Source organism: Arthrobacter sp. sptzw32 (genome assembly GCF_059089735.1).
The window spans coordinates 328,620-343,188 of record NZ_JBNHEZ010000001.1; the positions used below are offsets into that span (position 1 = coordinate 328,620).

Genomic DNA, 14,569 nt, shown 5'->3' on the forward strand with positions numbered 1-14,569 from the left:
CGTGACTGCCGAAACCGCCCCCGGACCCTCCACTCTTCCACTCGACCTGCGCCAGGACGTTGCGCTCCTCACGGCCGCCATCATGGACATTAACAGCGTCTCCGGAAACGAGGCCGACCTGGCTGACGCCATCGAGGGGGCCCTGTTGGCCATTCCGGAACTGCACGTTGTCCGGGACGGCGACTCAATCATTGCCCGCACGGAGCTGGGAAACCCTGAACGGGTCATCCTGGCAGGCCATCTCGACACGGTTCCGCTGCCGTTGACCGAAGGGTCCAGGGGTACGGTCCCGTCCAGTTGGGACTCCGGCGTCCCAGGGGAAGGAATCCTGTATGGCCGCGGCGCAACGGACATGAAGGGCGGCGTTGCCGTTCAGCTGGCCCTGGCCGCCACCATGTTCGACGGCGGCGCGCTGCCAAAGCGGGATGTCACGTTTGTTTTCTACGACCACGAGGAAGTTGAAGCCGTCAAGAGCGGCCTGGGCCGGCTGGTCCGCAACCACGGACACCTGCTTGACGGTGACTTCGCCATCCTGCTGGAACCCACTGATGGCACGGTGGAGGGCGGGTGCAACGGTACCAGCCGGTTCGAGGCAACAACGGTGGGGGAGGCCGCCCACTCCGCCCGCGCGTGGATGGGCAGCAACGCCATCCATGCCGCAGCACCGATCCTGGCCAGGTTGGCAGCCTATGAACCGGCCACCGTCATTGTGGACGGACTGGAATACCGCGAGAGCCTGAACGCGGTGAAAATCAACGGCGGCACTGCCGGCAATGTCATTCCGGACCGTTGCGTGGTGGAAATCAACTACCGCTTTGCCCCCGACAAGACCCCGGACCAGGCCGAAGCCGCGGTGCGGAAACTCCTGGCCGGCTTTGACGTCGTCCGGACTGATGCGGCCGCCGGTGCGCGCCCCGGCCTCCAGCATCCTGCAGCCGCTTCCTTCGTTGCCGCAGTGGGAGCCGAGCCCAAGCCCAAATACGGCTGGACCGACGTTGCGCGTTTCAGCGAACTGGGAATCCCGGCGGTGAACTTCGGGCCGGGTGATCCCTTGCTGGCGCACAAGGACAACGAACACGTCCACGCCGATGCCGTCCGGAAATGCCTGCAGGCTTTGCAGGACTGGCTCGCGGCCTGAAGTTAAAACGGCGATGGCCCGGACCAAACGGTCCGGGCCATCGCTGCTTGAGAAGTGGGAGCTGTCAGGGAACGGGGGCTTCGGCCTTTTCCGGCTCCGCCTTGGCCACGCCGCCGGCCGCCTTCTTGGAACCGCGGCGTTCGATCCACACCGCGATGCGTGAGACGCAGATGTTAATGGCAATGTAGATCGCCGCGGCCACGAAGAAGATGGGGAACAGGAACTGCGTGCCCAGGAAGTCGGCCATTACCTGGACGGCGCGCAGGAGTTCGCCGTACGCCACGATGTAGCCCAGCGAGGTGTCCTTCAGGAGCACCACCATTTGGGCCACCAGCGAAGGCATCATCCGCCGGATTGCCTGGGGAAGTTCGATCAGCAGGCGGGACTTGAAGCTGGTCAGGCCGATGGCCAGGCCGGCTTCACGCTGCCCCTTCGGCAGGGACTGGATACCGGCGCGGATAATTTCGGCGAACACTGCCGAGTTGTAGAGCACCAGGCCGGTGACAACGGCGATGAACGGCGAGGTGCCAAAGCCCAAAAGGACAAACAGCATCATCAGGACCACGGGCATGCCGCGCAGGAATTCCAGCACCACCCGGACCGGAATCCGGATGAAGGCAGCATCGGAAATGCGCAGCAGGCACAGCAGCAGTCCCAGTGGGAAGGCGATGACTGCCGCCAGTGCGGCCGCGCTCAGCGTTGCACCCAGGCCGTTGCCCAGGAGCGTCCAGACATCGGCGCGGGTGAAGATCTGCCAGCGGCGGCCTTCGAAAATGCCCTGTTCGGCGAAGGTCATGATGATCCAGGCCAGCAAACCCAAAATCAGCAGGGATCCCACGAGCGAACCGATCAGGGAGATCCGGCGGGCCTTGGGGCCGGGAACGTCGTAGAGGACAGAGCTCATCGGGCAATCGCCACCTTTCGTTCCACCGTGCTGGCCAGTATGCCCAGCGGAACGGTGAGGAGCAGATAGAAGAACGCAACACCCAGCAGGACGGGGATCACGGCGTCACCGTTGGCGTTGGCCAGCTGCCGGCCGTAGCCGAACAGTTCCAGGACGAAGAAGGCGCCTGCCACAGAGGAGTTCTTCACCAGGGCGATCAGGATGTTGATCAGCGGCGGGACAACCGTCCGCAGGGCCTGCGGCAGGATGATGAGGTTCAGGACCTGCCCGAAGTTCATGCCGATACTGCGCGCGGCTTCGGCCTGGCCTACCGGAACACTGTTGACACCTGAGCGGACAGCTTCGGCGATGAACGCTGCGGTGTAGGTACTGAGCGCAATGATCGCTGCAATCTCGAACTGCTCGAACTTCACGCCGAGCCGGGGAAGGACGATTGCAGCGAAGAAGAAGGCGATGGTCAGCGGTGTGTTGCGGAGGACTTCCACGTAGACGGTGCTGAAGCCGCGGAGCGCAGCCACCGGGGAAACCCTGGCTGCTGCGAGCAGGGTTCCGAGCACCAGTGCGATGACCCCGGAAACTGCGGAAAGGAAGAGTGTGCGGAGAAAACCGTTCCAGTACAGGGGGAGGTTTTCAAGGATGACGTCCATTGGATCCTTTGGCTGTGGGCGTGGACGGGAGTGGAAACAGTGGTTGCCGGAGCTGCTAGGCAGCCCCGGCAACCACTGAGTTACCTAGTAGCGGTCAAGCTCGGGCAGCTCAGGAGCGGTCTTAATGACTGAACCTGCCGTGGCTTCCCAGGCTTCCTTGTAAGACCCGTCCTCCTGGAACGATTCCAGCTGGTCGTTGATCCAGTTGCGGAACTCGGTGTCGTCCTTCTTCAGGCCGATGCCATAGGGCTCCTTGGTGAAGGTTTCGTCGGAAGCGAGCTTGAAGGCGTCCGGTTCCTTGTCCACGAAGCCGGCGAGGATCACGTTGTCGGTGGTGACGGCTTCAACCTGCTTGTTGCGCAGCGGCTCGAGGCAGGCCGAGTATGTGGCAGCCGGGACCAGCTCTGCACCGTACTTGTCCACGATGGTTGCGGCCGGCGTCGAACCCGTCACCGAGCAGACCTTCTTGCCCTTGACGTCCTCGGGGGTCTTGATGGTGTCGTTGTCCTTGTTCACCATCAGGGCCTGGCCGGCTTCGTAGTACGGGCCGGCGAAGCTGACAACCTGCTTGCGCTTGTCGTTGATGGTGTACGTGGCGATGACCAGGTCGACCTTGCCCTGCTCGATGAACGGCTCGCGGTTGGCCGAAACAGTTTCCGACCATTCGATCTTGTCAGCGGCGATGCCCAGCTTGGCGGCGATCAGCTTGCCGATTTCGACGTCGAAGCCCACAGGCTTGCCATCAAGGCCCACCTGGCCAAAGAGCGGCTGGTCGTACTTGGTGCCGATCTTGATGGTACCGGCCGAAGCGAGCTTCTCCATGGTGGTGCCGGCTGCGAAGCTGGGCTTTTCCGCCACTGTGGGGTCGCTGGTGGTGCCGGCGCCGCCTCCGCCGCAGGCGCTCAGGGACAGGGCGAGGGCAGCGGTAGCCGCCACGAAGAATGACTTCCGCCGGGTCATAAATGCCTTCATGACATTCCTTTCATTGATGGCCGTGGGTCACGGCCTGAGTGCGAACTGAGAGTGTTTGTTCGTTTGGTCTTCAGTGGGTGAGCAGCTTGGAGAGGAAATCCTTGGCGCGCTCGCTCTTGGGATTGGTGAAAAACTCCTCGGGGGTGGCGTCCTCGACGATCTGGCCGTCCGCCATAAAGACCACGCGGTCCGCGGCTTTGCGCGCGAACCCCATTTCGTGGGTCACCACGATCATGGTCATGCCTTCCTTTGCCAGCTGGATCATGACGTCCAGGACCTCGTTGATCATCTCGGGATCCAGCGCCGACGTGGGCTCATCAAACAGCATGACCTTGGGCTTCATGGCCAGGGCCCGGGCGATGGCAACGCGCTGCTGCTGGCCGCCGGAAAGCTGGGCGGGAAGCTTCGGCGCCTGGTGGCCGACGCCCACGCGTTCAAGCAGCGCCATGGCGTCCTTGTCCGCGGTTGCCTTCGCAACGCCTTTGACCTTGACGGGGCCGAGGGTGACGTTTTCGAGGATGGTCTTGTGCGCGAAGAGATTAAAGGACTGGAAGACCATTCCGACGTCGGCACGGAGCTGCGCGAGTTCCTTGCCTTCTTCCGGAAGGACCTTTCCGTCGATGCTGATAGTGCCGCCTTCAATGGTTTCCAGACGGTTGATGGCGCGGCACAAGGTGGACTTACCGGAGCCGGACGGCCCGATGACCACAACAACCTCGCCCTTGCGGACCTGCAGATTGATGTCCTTCAAAACGTGCAGCTGGCCGTAATGCTTATTTACGGCGTTCAGGGAGACGAGGGCATCGCCGGGCACATGAGTAGTCATAGGAAGAATCTAGCGAAGAACACAAGCTTATGACGCGAATCACCCCAGGTTCCTGCGGATCGTGATTCAAGAGATACCTGCAACGGGAGGTTAGCCTAGGGGAATGAGCATCAATGCAGATCCGGCCAAGAACTCCCAGCCGCGCCGTAAAGGCCCCCTTGAACTGCGCCGCAAACAGGCCGCCGTGGAGATGTCCGACCAGCATCTGCTTGATACCAAGGGCCCGGGGCAATTCGTCCATACCGATCCGTGGCGTGTCCTGCGGATACAGAGCGAATTCGTCGAGGGTTTCGGAGCGCTGGCGGACATCGGCAAGGCGGTCAGCGTTTTCGGTTCCGCCCGGACCAAACCTGGAAGCCCGTACTACGAGATGGGTGTCGAGGTGGGACGCAAGTTGGCTGAGGCCGGAGTCGCCGTCATCACCGGAGGCGGTCCAGGGTCCATGGAGGCGGCCAACCGCGGCACCGTGGAGGGCAACGGGGTGTCCGTGGGACTCGGCATCGAGTTGCCGTTTGAGCAGGGCCTGAACCAATGGGTGGACCTGGGCATCAACTTCCGGTACTTCTTTGCCCGCAAAACGATGTTCGTCAAGTACGCCCAGGGATTCATCGTCCTGCCGGGCGGCCTTGGAACGCTCGACGAACTCTTCGAGGCCATGGTCCTGGTGCAGACGCGGAAGGTGACGTCCTTCCCGATCGTGCTGCTAGGCGTCGAGTTCTGGGGCCCGATGATCGACTGGATCAGGGGAACCCTGGTGGCTGAGGGCATGGTCTCCGAGAAGGACCTGGACCTGATCCAGGTGGTGGATGACCCCGCGGAAGCGGTGGACCGTGTGCTCCAAGCGGGCATCACCCCCTCGCTGAACGGCGAACAGCGCCCGGAGTAGCGAAGGCGGCAGGGTCTGGCACGATGGGGTAGTGACTTTTTTCCTGGTCTTCCTCGCCGTGGCCCTGATCGGCGCCGTCCTGTGGGCCGGCACAGGGAGCCGTTCCGGGACGCCCGGCGGCCGCCCCCTGCCTGCCCTGCTTGACGGCGGTTTCGAGCAGCCCCCCGCCAACCTCCCGCCGGTCCTCTTGCCGGCCAATGCTGCGCCCCAGGACGTTGACCGTGTGCGGTTCTCGCTGGGCCTGCGGGGCTACCGGATGGACCAGGTGGACCAGGTACTGGATGAGCTGAGGGACCAGCTTGCGGCAAGCCGGCACGAAGTGGAAAGCCTGAAGGCCCGGCTGCAGGCATTGGAAGAAGCGGGACCCTCCGCCGGCACCGGAGCGCACGCAAAGCCTGTCACCGCCGAAGCCGCTGGGCAGGCCGGCGCAGGATCCGGGGCCGGAGAAGATCGCGCGTGAGCACCGCTACCCGTCGGGGAACAGGAATTCCAACGTCCGTCCAGGCGCTCGCCGTCCGATCCGGTGAAACGCTCCGGAGCTTGCCCTGGTGGCTCCAGGTTTCGGCCATCTATGTCATGGCGCGGTTCATCAGCGCCGGAATCTTCATGGCTGCAGCACTGCACCAGGGACCCAACCCCTGGTTCCCCGCCAAGCCCGATTACTGGAATTTCATAAACATCTGGGACGCAGGCTGGTACGCCCGAATAATTACCAGCGGCTACCCGGTGACACTTCCTACCGACGGGACCGGCAGGGTCCAGGAAAATGCCTGGGCGTTCTACCCCTTGTACCCCTCCCTCGCCGGCGGGCTCAGCAGGCTTACCGGTCTGGCACCTGCCGCTTCGCTGACCATCATCGCGATGGTGTCCGGCCTGGCGGCTGCCCTGGTGGTCTACGCCCTTTTCCGGCAGAAGGCAGCACACGGTCCATCGTTGTGGGCAGTGGCCTTCTTTGCCGTATTCCCTGTGTCCGCCATCCTTCAGGTTCCCTACGCTGAGCCGTTGTCCATGTTGCTGCTGGCATCTGCATTGCTGCTCGTGGTCCGGCGACGGTACCTGTGGGCCATCCCCATAGTGGTGCTGCTGTGCCTTTCCCGTCCGGTGGGTGTACCGTTCGCTGCGATGCTCGGGTTCCTCCTCCTGTACCGCATCGGGCAGCGCTTCGGACGCATCGAAAAAACCGGTGCAAAGCCGCAGCCGCATTCGCTCCGGGATCTGGCGACCCTCACCGCGCTCACTGCCGTGGCAGGAGTGTTCGCCCTGGCATGGCCCGCAGCAGCATGGGCGGCCACCGGAGATATCCGGGCCTACACGAAAACCGAAACAGCGTGGCGCGGGCACGACCTGGTCCCGTTCAAGCCATGGTTCGACACCGGCGTCGACCTCTTCGGCCCGGTGCTCGGATTGCTTGCGCCCTTTGTCTTCGTGGCCCTCTTCGCCGCGGTGCTGTACGTGCCCCCGGTGGTCCAACTTGGGGTCGAACTCCGCCTGTGGTGCGCCTGCTACATGGGCTACCTGGTGACGTTCCTGCACCCGCAAACAAGTACTTTTCGCATGCTGCTGCCGCTATTCCCGCTGGCACTGGGCGCCGCCCTCGTGTCCCGGTCCAGGGCCTACCGGGGAACCGTCGTGGTGATGTTCCTGCTGCTGCAGATAGTGTGGATCGTGTGGCTGTGGGCATGGGCGCCACTGCCCGGCGGGGGTGATTATCCGCCATAGCAATTCCTGCTTCGTTGCAGGTCAGGGCGGAAATTAGACCGGTCCGTAAATATCCATCAATTAGCTACGGACGGGTAATTCCGCGATAATGGTAAGTAAGCAAGGACAAAAAGCATTCAGAGTACGTGCAGCCGTGGCGGTGTCCAATCGCTCCGCCATGGCAGCTTGATCTACATGCGGACACAGCCCACCCGGGCTGATCAGTCCTGGGACTAATGGAGGGGAATTCCTCATGGCGGCTATGAAACCACGCACCGGCGACGGCCCAATGGAAGTCACCAAGGAGGGCCGCAGCCTGATCATGCGCGTCCCGCTCGAAGGCGGCGGGCGCCTGGTGGTCGAACTGAACCCTGCCGAAGCGGCCAACCTCAAGGAATGCCTGGTCGGCGTCACGGAATAATTGTGCAGGACAGGATCTGCAAGCCTTCGGCTTGCGGGTCCTGTCCTATTTTTTGACTGCTACCAGCAGGCCGTCGCCGGTGGGAAGCATGGCCGACGCCAGCCTGTCGTCGTCGCGAATGCTCTTGCCCACCTGGCGCAGGACCACAGTGTTGGCCTCGCGGCCGGCCGGGTTGGCCACCTTATCCTTGTCCAGCGCGTCGTTGATGATCAGCAGTCCGGCAGGCTTGAGGAGGCGGATGGCCTGCTCCACGTAACCGGGAAGTCCCGGCTTGTCAGCGTCGATGAACACCAGGTCGTAGGCCCTGTCTGTCAGGCGCGGAAGGACGTCGCCGGCGCGGCCCGAAATGGTGCGGGTCCGGTTGGCCGGGCTGCCGGCTTCCGAGAAGGCCTCCCGCGCGGCTTTGAGATGTTCAACGTCAACGTCGATGGTGGTGAGGACGGCTTGCGGACCAAGGCCGCGGAGCAGGCAGACGCCGGACACGCCGGCGCCCGTTCCAATCTCGACGGCGGTATGCGCCTTGGACGAGGCCGCCAGCACGGTCAGGACGGCACCGACGCCCGGACCGACGGGCGTGACGCCCAGTTCGAAAGACCGCTCCCGCGCCCGCAGCATGACCTCATCCTCAGCGGGCAGATCTTCTGCGTAGGACCAGCTGGTGGACTTGTCGGCGCTCATGGATGTTCGCTTTCTGGGCGGCAGGGGGAGTGGTCCTCTACAGCCTACTGGGTCGTGGGACAACAGCCGGGAAGCGGGGCTGTTGCGCCCACGGCTGAAGTTGTCCTGCAGTCAGGAAATTCCCAGACAGATTTGAAATGATTATTATCCGCTCATCCACAGGGTGGTCGGCGCCGAATCAACTATGTCAACAGTATCCGGGCGTTAGCATTCCACGAGGGGAGTGGACGATGTCATCACCAGTTGTGGCACCTGTCCCTGCAGCAAACAATCCCGAGGGCGAGTGGGTCCGCCCCACTTGGGAAGAAGTGGTCACCAACCACTCTGCCAAGGTCTACCGGCTGGCTTACCGCCTGACCGGTAACAAGTACGACGCCGAGGACCTCACCCAGGAAGTGTTTGTCCGCGTCTTCCGTTCGCTGGAGAATTTCAAGCCCGGAACGCTGGATGGCTGGCTGCACCGCATCACCACCAACCTCTTCCTGGACCAGGCTCGGCGGAAAACACGTATCCGGTTCGATGCCCTTGCAGAGGACGCCGAATCCAGGATTCCCGGGCGGGAACCGGGGCCGGAGCAGAGCTTCGAGCTCAACAACCTGGACCTCGATGTCCAGGCCGCGCTTGAGGAACTTCCGCCGGACTTCCGGGCCGCTGTTGTTCTGTGCGACCTTGAAGGTTTGTCCTACGACGAGGTTGCCGAAGCCCTCGGGGTGAAGCTCGGCACCGTGCGCTCCCGCATCCACCGTGGGCGCACCATGCTCCGCGAGAAGCTGGCCCACCGCGACCCGCGTCCGCACCAGTCCAGGCCGAAACTGTCGCTGCCGCGCATTGCCGGCATCCTCTGAACGGCGCATGAGGCCCCAGTTTCCGCTCGGCCGCAGGCATCAGCGCACCGCCAGCCATATCCGGTCCTGCGACGAATGCGCTTCTGCCGTGCGCCGGGAGCGCCAGTACCTGGAACGGCTCCGGGATGCGCCCATACCGCCGGCAAGCGATGACCTTACTGCCCGGCTTCTGGTTAGGACCCGGGAGCTGGCTGCCGAGCCGCCGCCTGCCGCCGCGCAGCATCAGCCGCGATGGGCCGCGGCCAGGATGCTAGCCTTCGCAGCGGGAGGCACTGTTGCTGCTGCCGGTGTTCTTGCCGCCGGTGCTTTCGCCGCGGGCGGTGATCCCTCCCCGGCAGGTGCCGAAGCAGCCGCCACCTTGTCCCAGGTCTCTGCACAGACCCCGGCGGACGGCAGGGCGCTGAGCGCCGAACGGCTGTCCGGCCTGCGCTCGGAAGGCTGGGTATGCCCGGAGCTTGAGGCGATGGGATTCCATCTGGAGTCGGCGAAAGCGGTGGTGCTTGAGGGCGGTCCCGCCGTCGAGCTGAAGCTTTCCGACGGGACGCACTACGCCACCGTTACCGAACGGCACGGCCCCGAGGATAAAGCAGCAGCTGATCAAGGTGCAGGGCAGGAAGATCTTCCCTTGCGGGTCCTAAATTCTTCGCCCTGGTCGGCCACCTACCGGACCCAGGGCCGCACCTTCACTTATGTCTCCAACCTTCCCGCGGAACAGGCCGACGATGCCCTTCCCATACTGCAGCGCCTCAGCGAACAGGCCGGAAGGGGTATTACGGCGCACGTGCTGGACGGTCCGCAGACGGGGGAGCCTGAAGCGGTGGGCGCACGCCTGCAGCGCGGCATGAACAGGATCGCGGCTGCATTTACGCAGTAAAACGGACCGTTCCCGCAGCCTGCGGACGCGAATCGTCACTGGCAGCCCGGAGAGGGTAATCTTCCTAAAGTGTTTGGAATCAACGGCCCGGAGTTCTTTCTTCTGCTGATCATTGGCGTCCTCGTGATCGGTCCCCAGCGGCTGCCCGAATACACGCAGAAACTGGCCAACCTGGTCAAGGAACTCCGCCGCATGGCCTCCGGCGCGCGCGAACAGATCAAGGAAGAAGTGGGGATCGACATCGACGATGTCGACTGGAAGAAGTACGACCCCCGCCAGTACGATCCCCGGCGCATTATCAAGGAAGCCCTGCTGGACGATGACACCAAGCCTGTCAGCGCCGGGGCGCCTGCTGCTGTTGCGGCTGTCGCCGGCGCCGCCGCCGTAGCGGAGGCTGACACCGCCGCCCGGAAGCGGCCCGGGCTTGTGCTCCAAACGCTGCCCGCCGGCGAGGCGGCCCCTTTCGACACGGAAGCCACCTAGCAAGGCAGAACCATGCCGGGGGAAGGCCTTAGCGGGGCTGTAGCCCCAGCTTCATCCCGGCCAGGCCCCGCGGCTTGGACGCCAGCCTGCCGGCGATGCCCGAAAGCGCTTCCGCCGCCGGTGTTCCTGCCTGGCCCAGGACGATCGGTACCCCAGTGTCGCCGCCCTCCCTCAGCTGGATGTCCAGCGGGATCTGCCCCAGCAGCGGTACGTCGGAGCCCACGGTGGCTGTCAGCCGTTTGGCGAGGACCGCCCCACCGCCGCTGCCAAACAGTTCCATCCTGCCGCCGTCGGGCATTTCCAGGTAGGACATGTTCTCGATAACGCCAGCCACTGACTGCCCTGTCTGGGTGGCGATGGCGCCGGCCCTTTCAGCGACGTCGGCCGCGGCGGCCTGGGGCGTGGTGACTACCAGGATTTCGGCTTTCGGCAGCAGTTGGGCCACCGAGATGGCGATGTCGCCCGTGCCGGGTGGCAGATCCAGGAACAGCGCGTCCAGGTCGCCGAAGTAAACATCGGTCAGGAACTGTTCAAGGGCGCGGTGCAGCATGGGCCCGCGCCAGGCCACGGGCTGGTTGCCGCTGACGAACATCCCAATGGAAATCACCTTCACGCCGTAGGCCACCGGCGGAAGGATCATGTCGTCCACCCGGGTGGGCGCCTGGCTGATGCCCATCAGCGCCGGAACAGAGAAGCCGTAAACGTCGGCGTCCACAATTCCTACCCGAAGCCCTTGAGCCGCCAGGGCACAGGCAAGGTTAACGGTCACCGAAGACTTTCCCACCCCACCCTTGCCGCTGGCCACCGCGTAGACCTTGGTGAGCGAGTTGGGTTCGTTGAAAGGGATGCCGCGCCGGCCGCCGGGACCCCGCAGCAGCTCCTTGAGGGCATCACGCTGGTCCTGGGTCATCACCTTGAGCTCCACGTCGACGGCGGATACCCCCGGTACTGCCAGCAGGGCCTTAGTGGCATCGGCGGTGATGGTGTCCCGCAGCGGGCAGCCGGAGATGGTGAGCAGGACAACCAGGTTGACCCTTCCGTCCACGGAGACGTCGACGGACTCCACCATGCCCAGCTCGATGATGGGGCGGCGGAGTTCGGGATCGATGACCGTGGCCAGGGCGGCGTGGACCGCCCCGTCCATGGAAGTGCTGTTGATGTGGTACTCCTTAGCGGTCCTGGGTGGAGTGCCCGGGCCTGACCCGGGGAATCTGCTGGGTGCGGGGGTTCCGCTGCCGGTCACGCTGTTCCTTAAGCTTTTCGCGTACCTTGTCGCGTGGGGATTCGTGTTGGCCCTGCCCGGAAGGATCGTGGGTCCGGAGCTCCTCCTGGGCTTCCAGCATGTCTTCGAGGAGCGAGCGCAGCTCCGCGCGGACGTAGTCACGGGTTGCCACTTCGCGCAGCGCGATCCGGAGTGAAGCCAGTTCACGGGTGAGGTATTCGGTGTCTGACAGGTTGCGTTCGGCGCGCTGGCGGTCCTGCTGCAGCGAGACGCGGTCGCGGTCGTCCTGGCGGTTCTGCGCCAGCAGCAGCAGGGGAGCGGCGTAGGACGCCTGCAGGGACAGCATCAGGGTCAGCAGGGTGAACCCGAGGTCGCGGGAATCGAACTGCCAGGCCAGGGGCGCGTATGTATTCCAGGCCAGCCAAATGACCACAAAGACCGTCATGTAAACCAGGAACGTTGGCGTACCCATGAAACGGGCAAAGCCTTCGGTGGCATGGCCGAAGGCGTCCGGATCCGGGGAGAACTTGGGCAGGATCCGCTGGCGCCCACTGAGCGGGGTGTCCAGGCTGCCCTTCGCCGCAGCCTTGGCAGGCAGACGCTGGTTGGGGTTCTTCGGAGCAGTGCTGTCAGCCAATGCGGCCACCGAGCCTTCTTATCGGGGCTTCGCCATCATGGGCGCGCCAGTCATCCGGCAACAGATGATCCAGAACGTCATCGACAGTCACCGCCCCCACAAGCCGGCCGGCGTCGTTAACCACCGGAAGGGAGTTCAGGTTATAGGTAGCCAGGGTCCTTGCAACCTCACTGATGTGGGCCTGGTCGGACAGCGGCTCCAGGTTCTTGTCCACCAGGTTCCCCAGCGGCTCGAACGGCGGGTACCGGAGCAGCTGCTGGATGTGGACGACGCCGAGGAAGCGCCCGGTAGGGGTCTCCAGCGGAGGCCTGGCAATAAAGATGGATGAGGCAAGCGCGGGGGAAAGTTCCTCACGCCGCACATGGGCGAGTGCCTCGGCCACCGTGGCCTCAGGCGGCAGGATGACGGGTACGGGGGTCATCAGGCCGCCGGCGGTGTCCTCGTCGTATTCCAGCAGGCGCCGGACGTCCTCCGCGCCCTCGGGCTCCATCAGCTGGAGCAGTTCCTCCGCCTGCGCGGAGGGAAGCTCGCCAAGGAGGTCGGCGGCGTCGTCGGGGTCCATCTCCTCCAGCACGTCTGCAGCACGCTGGACGTCCAGGGCGGACAGGATCTCCACCTGGTCATCCTCAGGCAGTTCCTGGAGGACGTCCGCCAGGCGTTCGTCCTGCAGCTCACTGGCCACCTCGAAGCGGCGTTTGTCGCTCATCTCCTGGAGAGCCTCGGCGAAGTCCGCGGGCTTGAGGTCTTCGTGGTTCGCCACGAACTGGGTGGCAGCCTGCGGTTCGGTCCTTGGGCCCTGCAGGGCGTCCGCCCAGTCAATGATGAGGGTTTCGTTACGGCGGAGCCGGCTCAGCGGCGAGAGGGAATGGCCCCGCCTGACAAAGAGCTTGCTGACGAACCAGTCGCGGGAGCGGTGCTGGTCCATGGCAATGTCTTCGATGGTGGCATCACCGCTGCCGTCCCGGAGCGTGACGCGGCGGTCGAACATTTCCGCGACCACCAGTGTTTCGGCGCCGCGCTGCTCGAAGCGGCGCAGGTTTACCAGGCCGGTGCAAATGATCTGGGTCTGGTCTATGGAGGTGATCCGCGTCATGGGCACAAAGACCCGCTTCTTTCCGGGTACTTCCACCACGATGCCCACCACGTGCGGGGCGCCCTGGGCGCCGCGGGAAAGCACAACAACATCACGCAGCCGGCCCAGCCGGTCGCCCAGCGGGTCAAAGACGTCCAGGCCCAGCAGGCGCGCCACAAAGACGCGGGTAGGAGTTGTGCTCACTCCTACAGGCTACCGAGTCTGCTCTCTTTTAGCTGAATTTACAGGCGGCACACATAGTCATGGGCAAGAATGGGACTATGGCAAACATTTTTGGTGCTCCCAAAGCTGGCGGGCCCAACGGCGTGGACGAAGCCCGCGCAGTTCCCACAGGCGAAACCGTGGGCTCCTACACTTCCTATCTTGACGCGCAGAAGGCCGTGGACTACCTCGCGGACCAGCAGTTTCCGGTCCACATGGTATCCATCGTGGGCAACGAACTGAAGATGGTGGAACGGGTCACGGGGCGCCTGAGCTACCCGCGCGTGGCTCTGTCCGGAGCGCTGAGCGGCATGTGGTTCGGCCTGTTCGTGGGCGTTATGCTCTCCTTCTTCGCGCCGTCACCGGGATACTTCTCCATCCTGACGTCCGTGTTGATGGGCGCTGCGTTCTTTATGCTCTTCGGCATCGTCACCTACGCCATGCAGCGCGGAAAGCGCGACTTCACCTCCACCAGCCAGGTGGTGGCCACCAGCTATGACGTCGTCGTCTCGCCCGAGGCGGCCCACGAGGCACGCCGGCTGCTGCAGCAGCTGCCCATGACCCGCTCGGACGCGGCCGCGGGCAACGGGCCCTACACGCAGCGGGACTACCAGAACCAGCCCTACCAGCAGCCGGGCCAGGGTCCTGCCCGTCCCTCGGGCTGGAACGACCCCTACGGCCAGTCTTCGGGCAACCAGCCGTCGGGGTCTTCAGTGCAGGGGAGTTCCGCGTACGGAACGCCAACCGGGCAGCAGCCCGACGCCGGCGATCAGCAGCAGCCTGCGCCGTCACCTGCGCGGGCGGTGCGGTACCCCGACCTGCCGGACGGCCGGCCCCAGTACGGCGTCCGTCTTCCGCAGGGTCCCGCGGGCGAGGCGTCCGACGCCGGGCAGTCCCCGGCGCCGCACGTACCGGCGCGGCATTCGGCAGAACAGGCCGACGCCGGGCAGCCGGCGGACCATCGTCCGGCAGACGACCAGCGCCCGGATGATCTCCGGCAGTAATTCCCAGGCAGCAAGCCGAAAACAGAAGCGGGGCCACCGG

General features: G+C 64.4%; 17 protein-coding genes. 9 read left to right on the forward strand and 8 right to left on the reverse strand.

Features of this window, described 5'->3' with window-relative positions; all coding sequences use genetic code 11:
- The first annotated feature begins 1 nt into the window (after nucleotide 1).
- Entirely contained in the window at nucleotides 2–1,138 is a 1,137-nt protein-coding gene (gene dapE, locus AC5RVN_RS01575; RefSeq protein WP_494136870.1) for a succinyl-diaminopimelate desuccinylase, read from the forward strand.
- A gap of 64 nt (nucleotides 1,139–1,202) precedes the next feature.
- On the opposite strand, the gene AC5RVN_RS01580 is transcribed toward dapE, so the two are convergent.
- The 4 genes from AC5RVN_RS01580 to AC5RVN_RS01595 all read right to left on the reverse strand — a co-directional run bounded on the left by AC5RVN_RS01580 (nucleotide 1,203) and on the right by AC5RVN_RS01595 (nucleotide 4,487).
- Nucleotides 1,203–2,042 carry an amino acid ABC transporter permease gene (locus AC5RVN_RS01580; RefSeq protein WP_494136871.1) on the reverse strand — a complete coding sequence of 280 codons (840 nt, stop codon included), beginning with the start codon at nucleotides 2,040–2,042 and terminating at the stop codon, nucleotides 1,203–1,205.
- A complete protein-coding gene (locus AC5RVN_RS01585) occupies nucleotides 2,039–2,689 on the reverse strand; it encodes an amino acid ABC transporter permease (RefSeq protein WP_102974984.1) in 651 nt (216 codons plus the stop codon). Before AC5RVN_RS01585 ends, AC5RVN_RS01580 begins: the two co-directional genes overlap by 4 nt.
- Before the next feature lie 84 nt (nucleotides 2,690–2,773).
- Nucleotides 2,774–3,661 carry a glutamate ABC transporter substrate-binding protein gene (locus AC5RVN_RS01590; protein WP_494041846.1) on the reverse strand — a complete coding sequence of 296 codons (888 nt, stop codon included), beginning with the start codon at nucleotides 3,659–3,661 and terminating at the stop codon, nucleotides 2,774–2,776.
- A gap of 70 nt (nucleotides 3,662–3,731) precedes the next feature.
- Entirely contained in the window at nucleotides 3,732–4,487 is a 756-nt protein-coding gene (locus AC5RVN_RS01595) for an amino acid ABC transporter ATP-binding protein (RefSeq protein ID WP_494041845.1), read from the reverse strand.
- Between the two features lie 103 nt (nucleotides 4,488–4,590).
- On the opposite strand from AC5RVN_RS01595, the gene AC5RVN_RS01600 reads away from it, so the two are divergent.
- The 4 genes from AC5RVN_RS01600 to AC5RVN_RS01615 all read left to right on the forward strand — a co-directional run bounded on the left by AC5RVN_RS01600 (nucleotide 4,591) and on the right by AC5RVN_RS01615 (nucleotide 7,492).
- Complete coding sequence (locus AC5RVN_RS01600; RefSeq protein WP_494105453.1) at nucleotides 4,591–5,373, forward strand: LOG family protein; 783 nt, start codon at nucleotides 4,591–4,593, stop codon at nucleotides 5,371–5,373.
- 31 nt (nucleotides 5,374–5,404) lie between these two features.
- The gene (locus AC5RVN_RS01605) at nucleotides 5,405–5,833 is read left to right on the forward strand and encodes a DivIVA domain-containing protein (RefSeq protein ID WP_494136872.1); all 429 of its coding nucleotides are present in this window, start codon (nucleotides 5,405–5,407) and stop codon (nucleotides 5,831–5,833) included.
- Nucleotides 5,830–7,092, forward strand: coding sequence for a hypothetical protein (locus tag AC5RVN_RS01610; protein ID WP_494136873.1), 1,263 nt, complete (start codon nucleotides 5,830–5,832; stop codon nucleotides 7,090–7,092). The genes AC5RVN_RS01605 and AC5RVN_RS01610 overlap by 4 nt, the downstream gene beginning before the upstream one ends.
- 232 nt (nucleotides 7,093–7,324) lie before the next feature.
- Entirely contained in the window at nucleotides 7,325–7,492 is a 168-nt protein-coding gene (locus AC5RVN_RS01615) for a DUF3117 domain-containing protein (RefSeq protein WP_494041841.1), read from the forward strand.
- A gap of 45 nt (nucleotides 7,493–7,537) precedes the next feature.
- Here AC5RVN_RS01615 and AC5RVN_RS01620 read toward each other — a convergent pair whose 3' ends face one another.
- Nucleotides 7,538–8,170, reverse strand: coding sequence for an O-methyltransferase (locus AC5RVN_RS01620; RefSeq protein WP_494041840.1), 633 nt, complete (start codon nucleotides 8,168–8,170; stop codon nucleotides 7,538–7,540).
- 230 nt (nucleotides 8,171–8,400) lie between these two features.
- Between AC5RVN_RS01620 and sigE the strand changes: the two genes are divergently transcribed.
- The 3 genes from sigE to AC5RVN_RS01635 all read left to right on the forward strand — a co-directional run bounded on the left by sigE (nucleotide 8,401) and on the right by AC5RVN_RS01635 (nucleotide 10,372).
- Nucleotides 8,401–9,015, forward strand: a complete 615-nt coding sequence (sigE, locus tag AC5RVN_RS01625; protein WP_494041839.1) for an RNA polymerase sigma factor SigE — start codon at nucleotides 8,401–8,403, stop codon at nucleotides 9,013–9,015.
- A gap of 7 nt (nucleotides 9,016–9,022) precedes the next feature.
- Complete coding sequence (locus tag AC5RVN_RS01630) at nucleotides 9,023–9,889, forward strand: anti-sigma factor (RefSeq protein ID WP_494041838.1); 867 nt, start codon at nucleotides 9,023–9,025, stop codon at nucleotides 9,887–9,889.
- Nucleotides 9,890–9,958: 69 nt separating this feature from the next.
- The gene (locus tag AC5RVN_RS01635; protein WP_494136874.1) at nucleotides 9,959–10,372 is read left to right on the forward strand and encodes a twin-arginine translocase TatA/TatE family subunit; all 414 of its coding nucleotides are present in this window, start codon (nucleotides 9,959–9,961) and stop codon (nucleotides 10,370–10,372) included.
- Nucleotides 10,373–10,400: 28 nt separating this feature from the next.
- Here AC5RVN_RS01635 and AC5RVN_RS01640 read toward each other — a convergent pair whose 3' ends face one another.
- The 3 genes from AC5RVN_RS01640 to AC5RVN_RS01650 are packed head-to-tail and all read right to left on the reverse strand — an operon-like array spanning nucleotide 10,401 to nucleotide 13,507.
- The gene (locus AC5RVN_RS01640) at nucleotides 10,401–11,516 is read right to left on the reverse strand and encodes an Mrp/NBP35 family ATP-binding protein (RefSeq protein WP_494042027.1); all 1,116 of its coding nucleotides are present in this window, start codon (nucleotides 11,514–11,516) and stop codon (nucleotides 10,401–10,403) included.
- A 25-nt stretch (nucleotides 11,517–11,541) separates the two neighbouring features.
- On the reverse strand, nucleotides 11,542–12,240 hold the full coding sequence (locus AC5RVN_RS01645) for a DUF1003 domain-containing protein (RefSeq protein WP_494105449.1): 699 nt from the start codon (nucleotides 12,238–12,240) through the stop codon (nucleotides 11,542–11,544).
- A complete protein-coding gene (locus AC5RVN_RS01650) occupies nucleotides 12,224–13,507 on the reverse strand; it encodes a magnesium transporter MgtE N-terminal domain-containing protein (RefSeq protein WP_494041835.1) in 1,284 nt (427 codons plus the stop codon). The genes AC5RVN_RS01645 and AC5RVN_RS01650 overlap by 17 nt, the downstream gene beginning before the upstream one ends.
- A gap of 77 nt (nucleotides 13,508–13,584) precedes the next feature.
- On the opposite strand from AC5RVN_RS01650, the gene AC5RVN_RS01655 reads away from it, so the two are divergent.
- Complete coding sequence (locus AC5RVN_RS01655; protein ID WP_494041834.1) at nucleotides 13,585–14,529, forward strand: YflT domain-containing protein; 945 nt, start codon at nucleotides 13,585–13,587, stop codon at nucleotides 14,527–14,529.
- Nucleotides 14,530–14,569: the final 40 nt, after the last annotated feature.

Bases quoted from the DNA above. Each gene is read 5' to 3' on its own strand.
- AC5RVN_RS01580 (WP_494136871.1), bottom strand. From the start codon at position 2,042: ATGAGCTCTGTCCTCTACGACGTTCCCGGCCCCAAGGCCCGCCGGATC.
- AC5RVN_RS01585 (WP_102974984.1), bottom strand. From the start codon at position 2,689: ATGGACGTCATCCTTGAAAACCTCCCCCTGTACTGGAACGGTTTTCTC.
- AC5RVN_RS01590 (WP_494041846.1), bottom strand. From the start codon at position 3,661: ATGAAGGCATTTATGACCCGGCGGAAGTCATTCTTCGTGGCGGCTACC.
- AC5RVN_RS01595 (WP_494041845.1), bottom strand. From the start codon at position 4,487: ATGACTACTCATGTGCCCGGCGATGCCCTCGTCTCCCTGAACGCCGTA.
- AC5RVN_RS01600 (WP_494105453.1), top strand. From the start codon at position 4,591: ATGAGCATCAATGCAGATCCGGCCAAGAACTCCCAGCCGCGCCGTAAA.
- AC5RVN_RS01615 (WP_494041841.1), top strand. From the start codon at position 7,325: ATGGCGGCTATGAAACCACGCACCGGCGACGGCCCAATGGAAGTCACC.
- AC5RVN_RS01620 (WP_494041840.1), bottom strand. From the start codon at position 8,170: ATGAGCGCCGACAAGTCCACCAGCTGGTCCTACGCAGAAGATCTGCCC.
- sigE (WP_494041839.1), top strand. From the start codon at position 8,401: ATGTCATCACCAGTTGTGGCACCTGTCCCTGCAGCAAACAATCCCGAG.
- AC5RVN_RS01630 (WP_494041838.1), top strand. From the start codon at position 9,023: ATGAGGCCCCAGTTTCCGCTCGGCCGCAGGCATCAGCGCACCGCCAGC.
- AC5RVN_RS01640 (WP_494042027.1), bottom strand. From the start codon at position 11,516: ATGGACGGGGCGGTCCACGCCGCCCTGGCCACGGTCATCGATCCCGAA.
- AC5RVN_RS01655 (WP_494041834.1), top strand. From the start codon at position 13,585: ATGGCAAACATTTTTGGTGCTCCCAAAGCTGGCGGGCCCAACGGCGTG.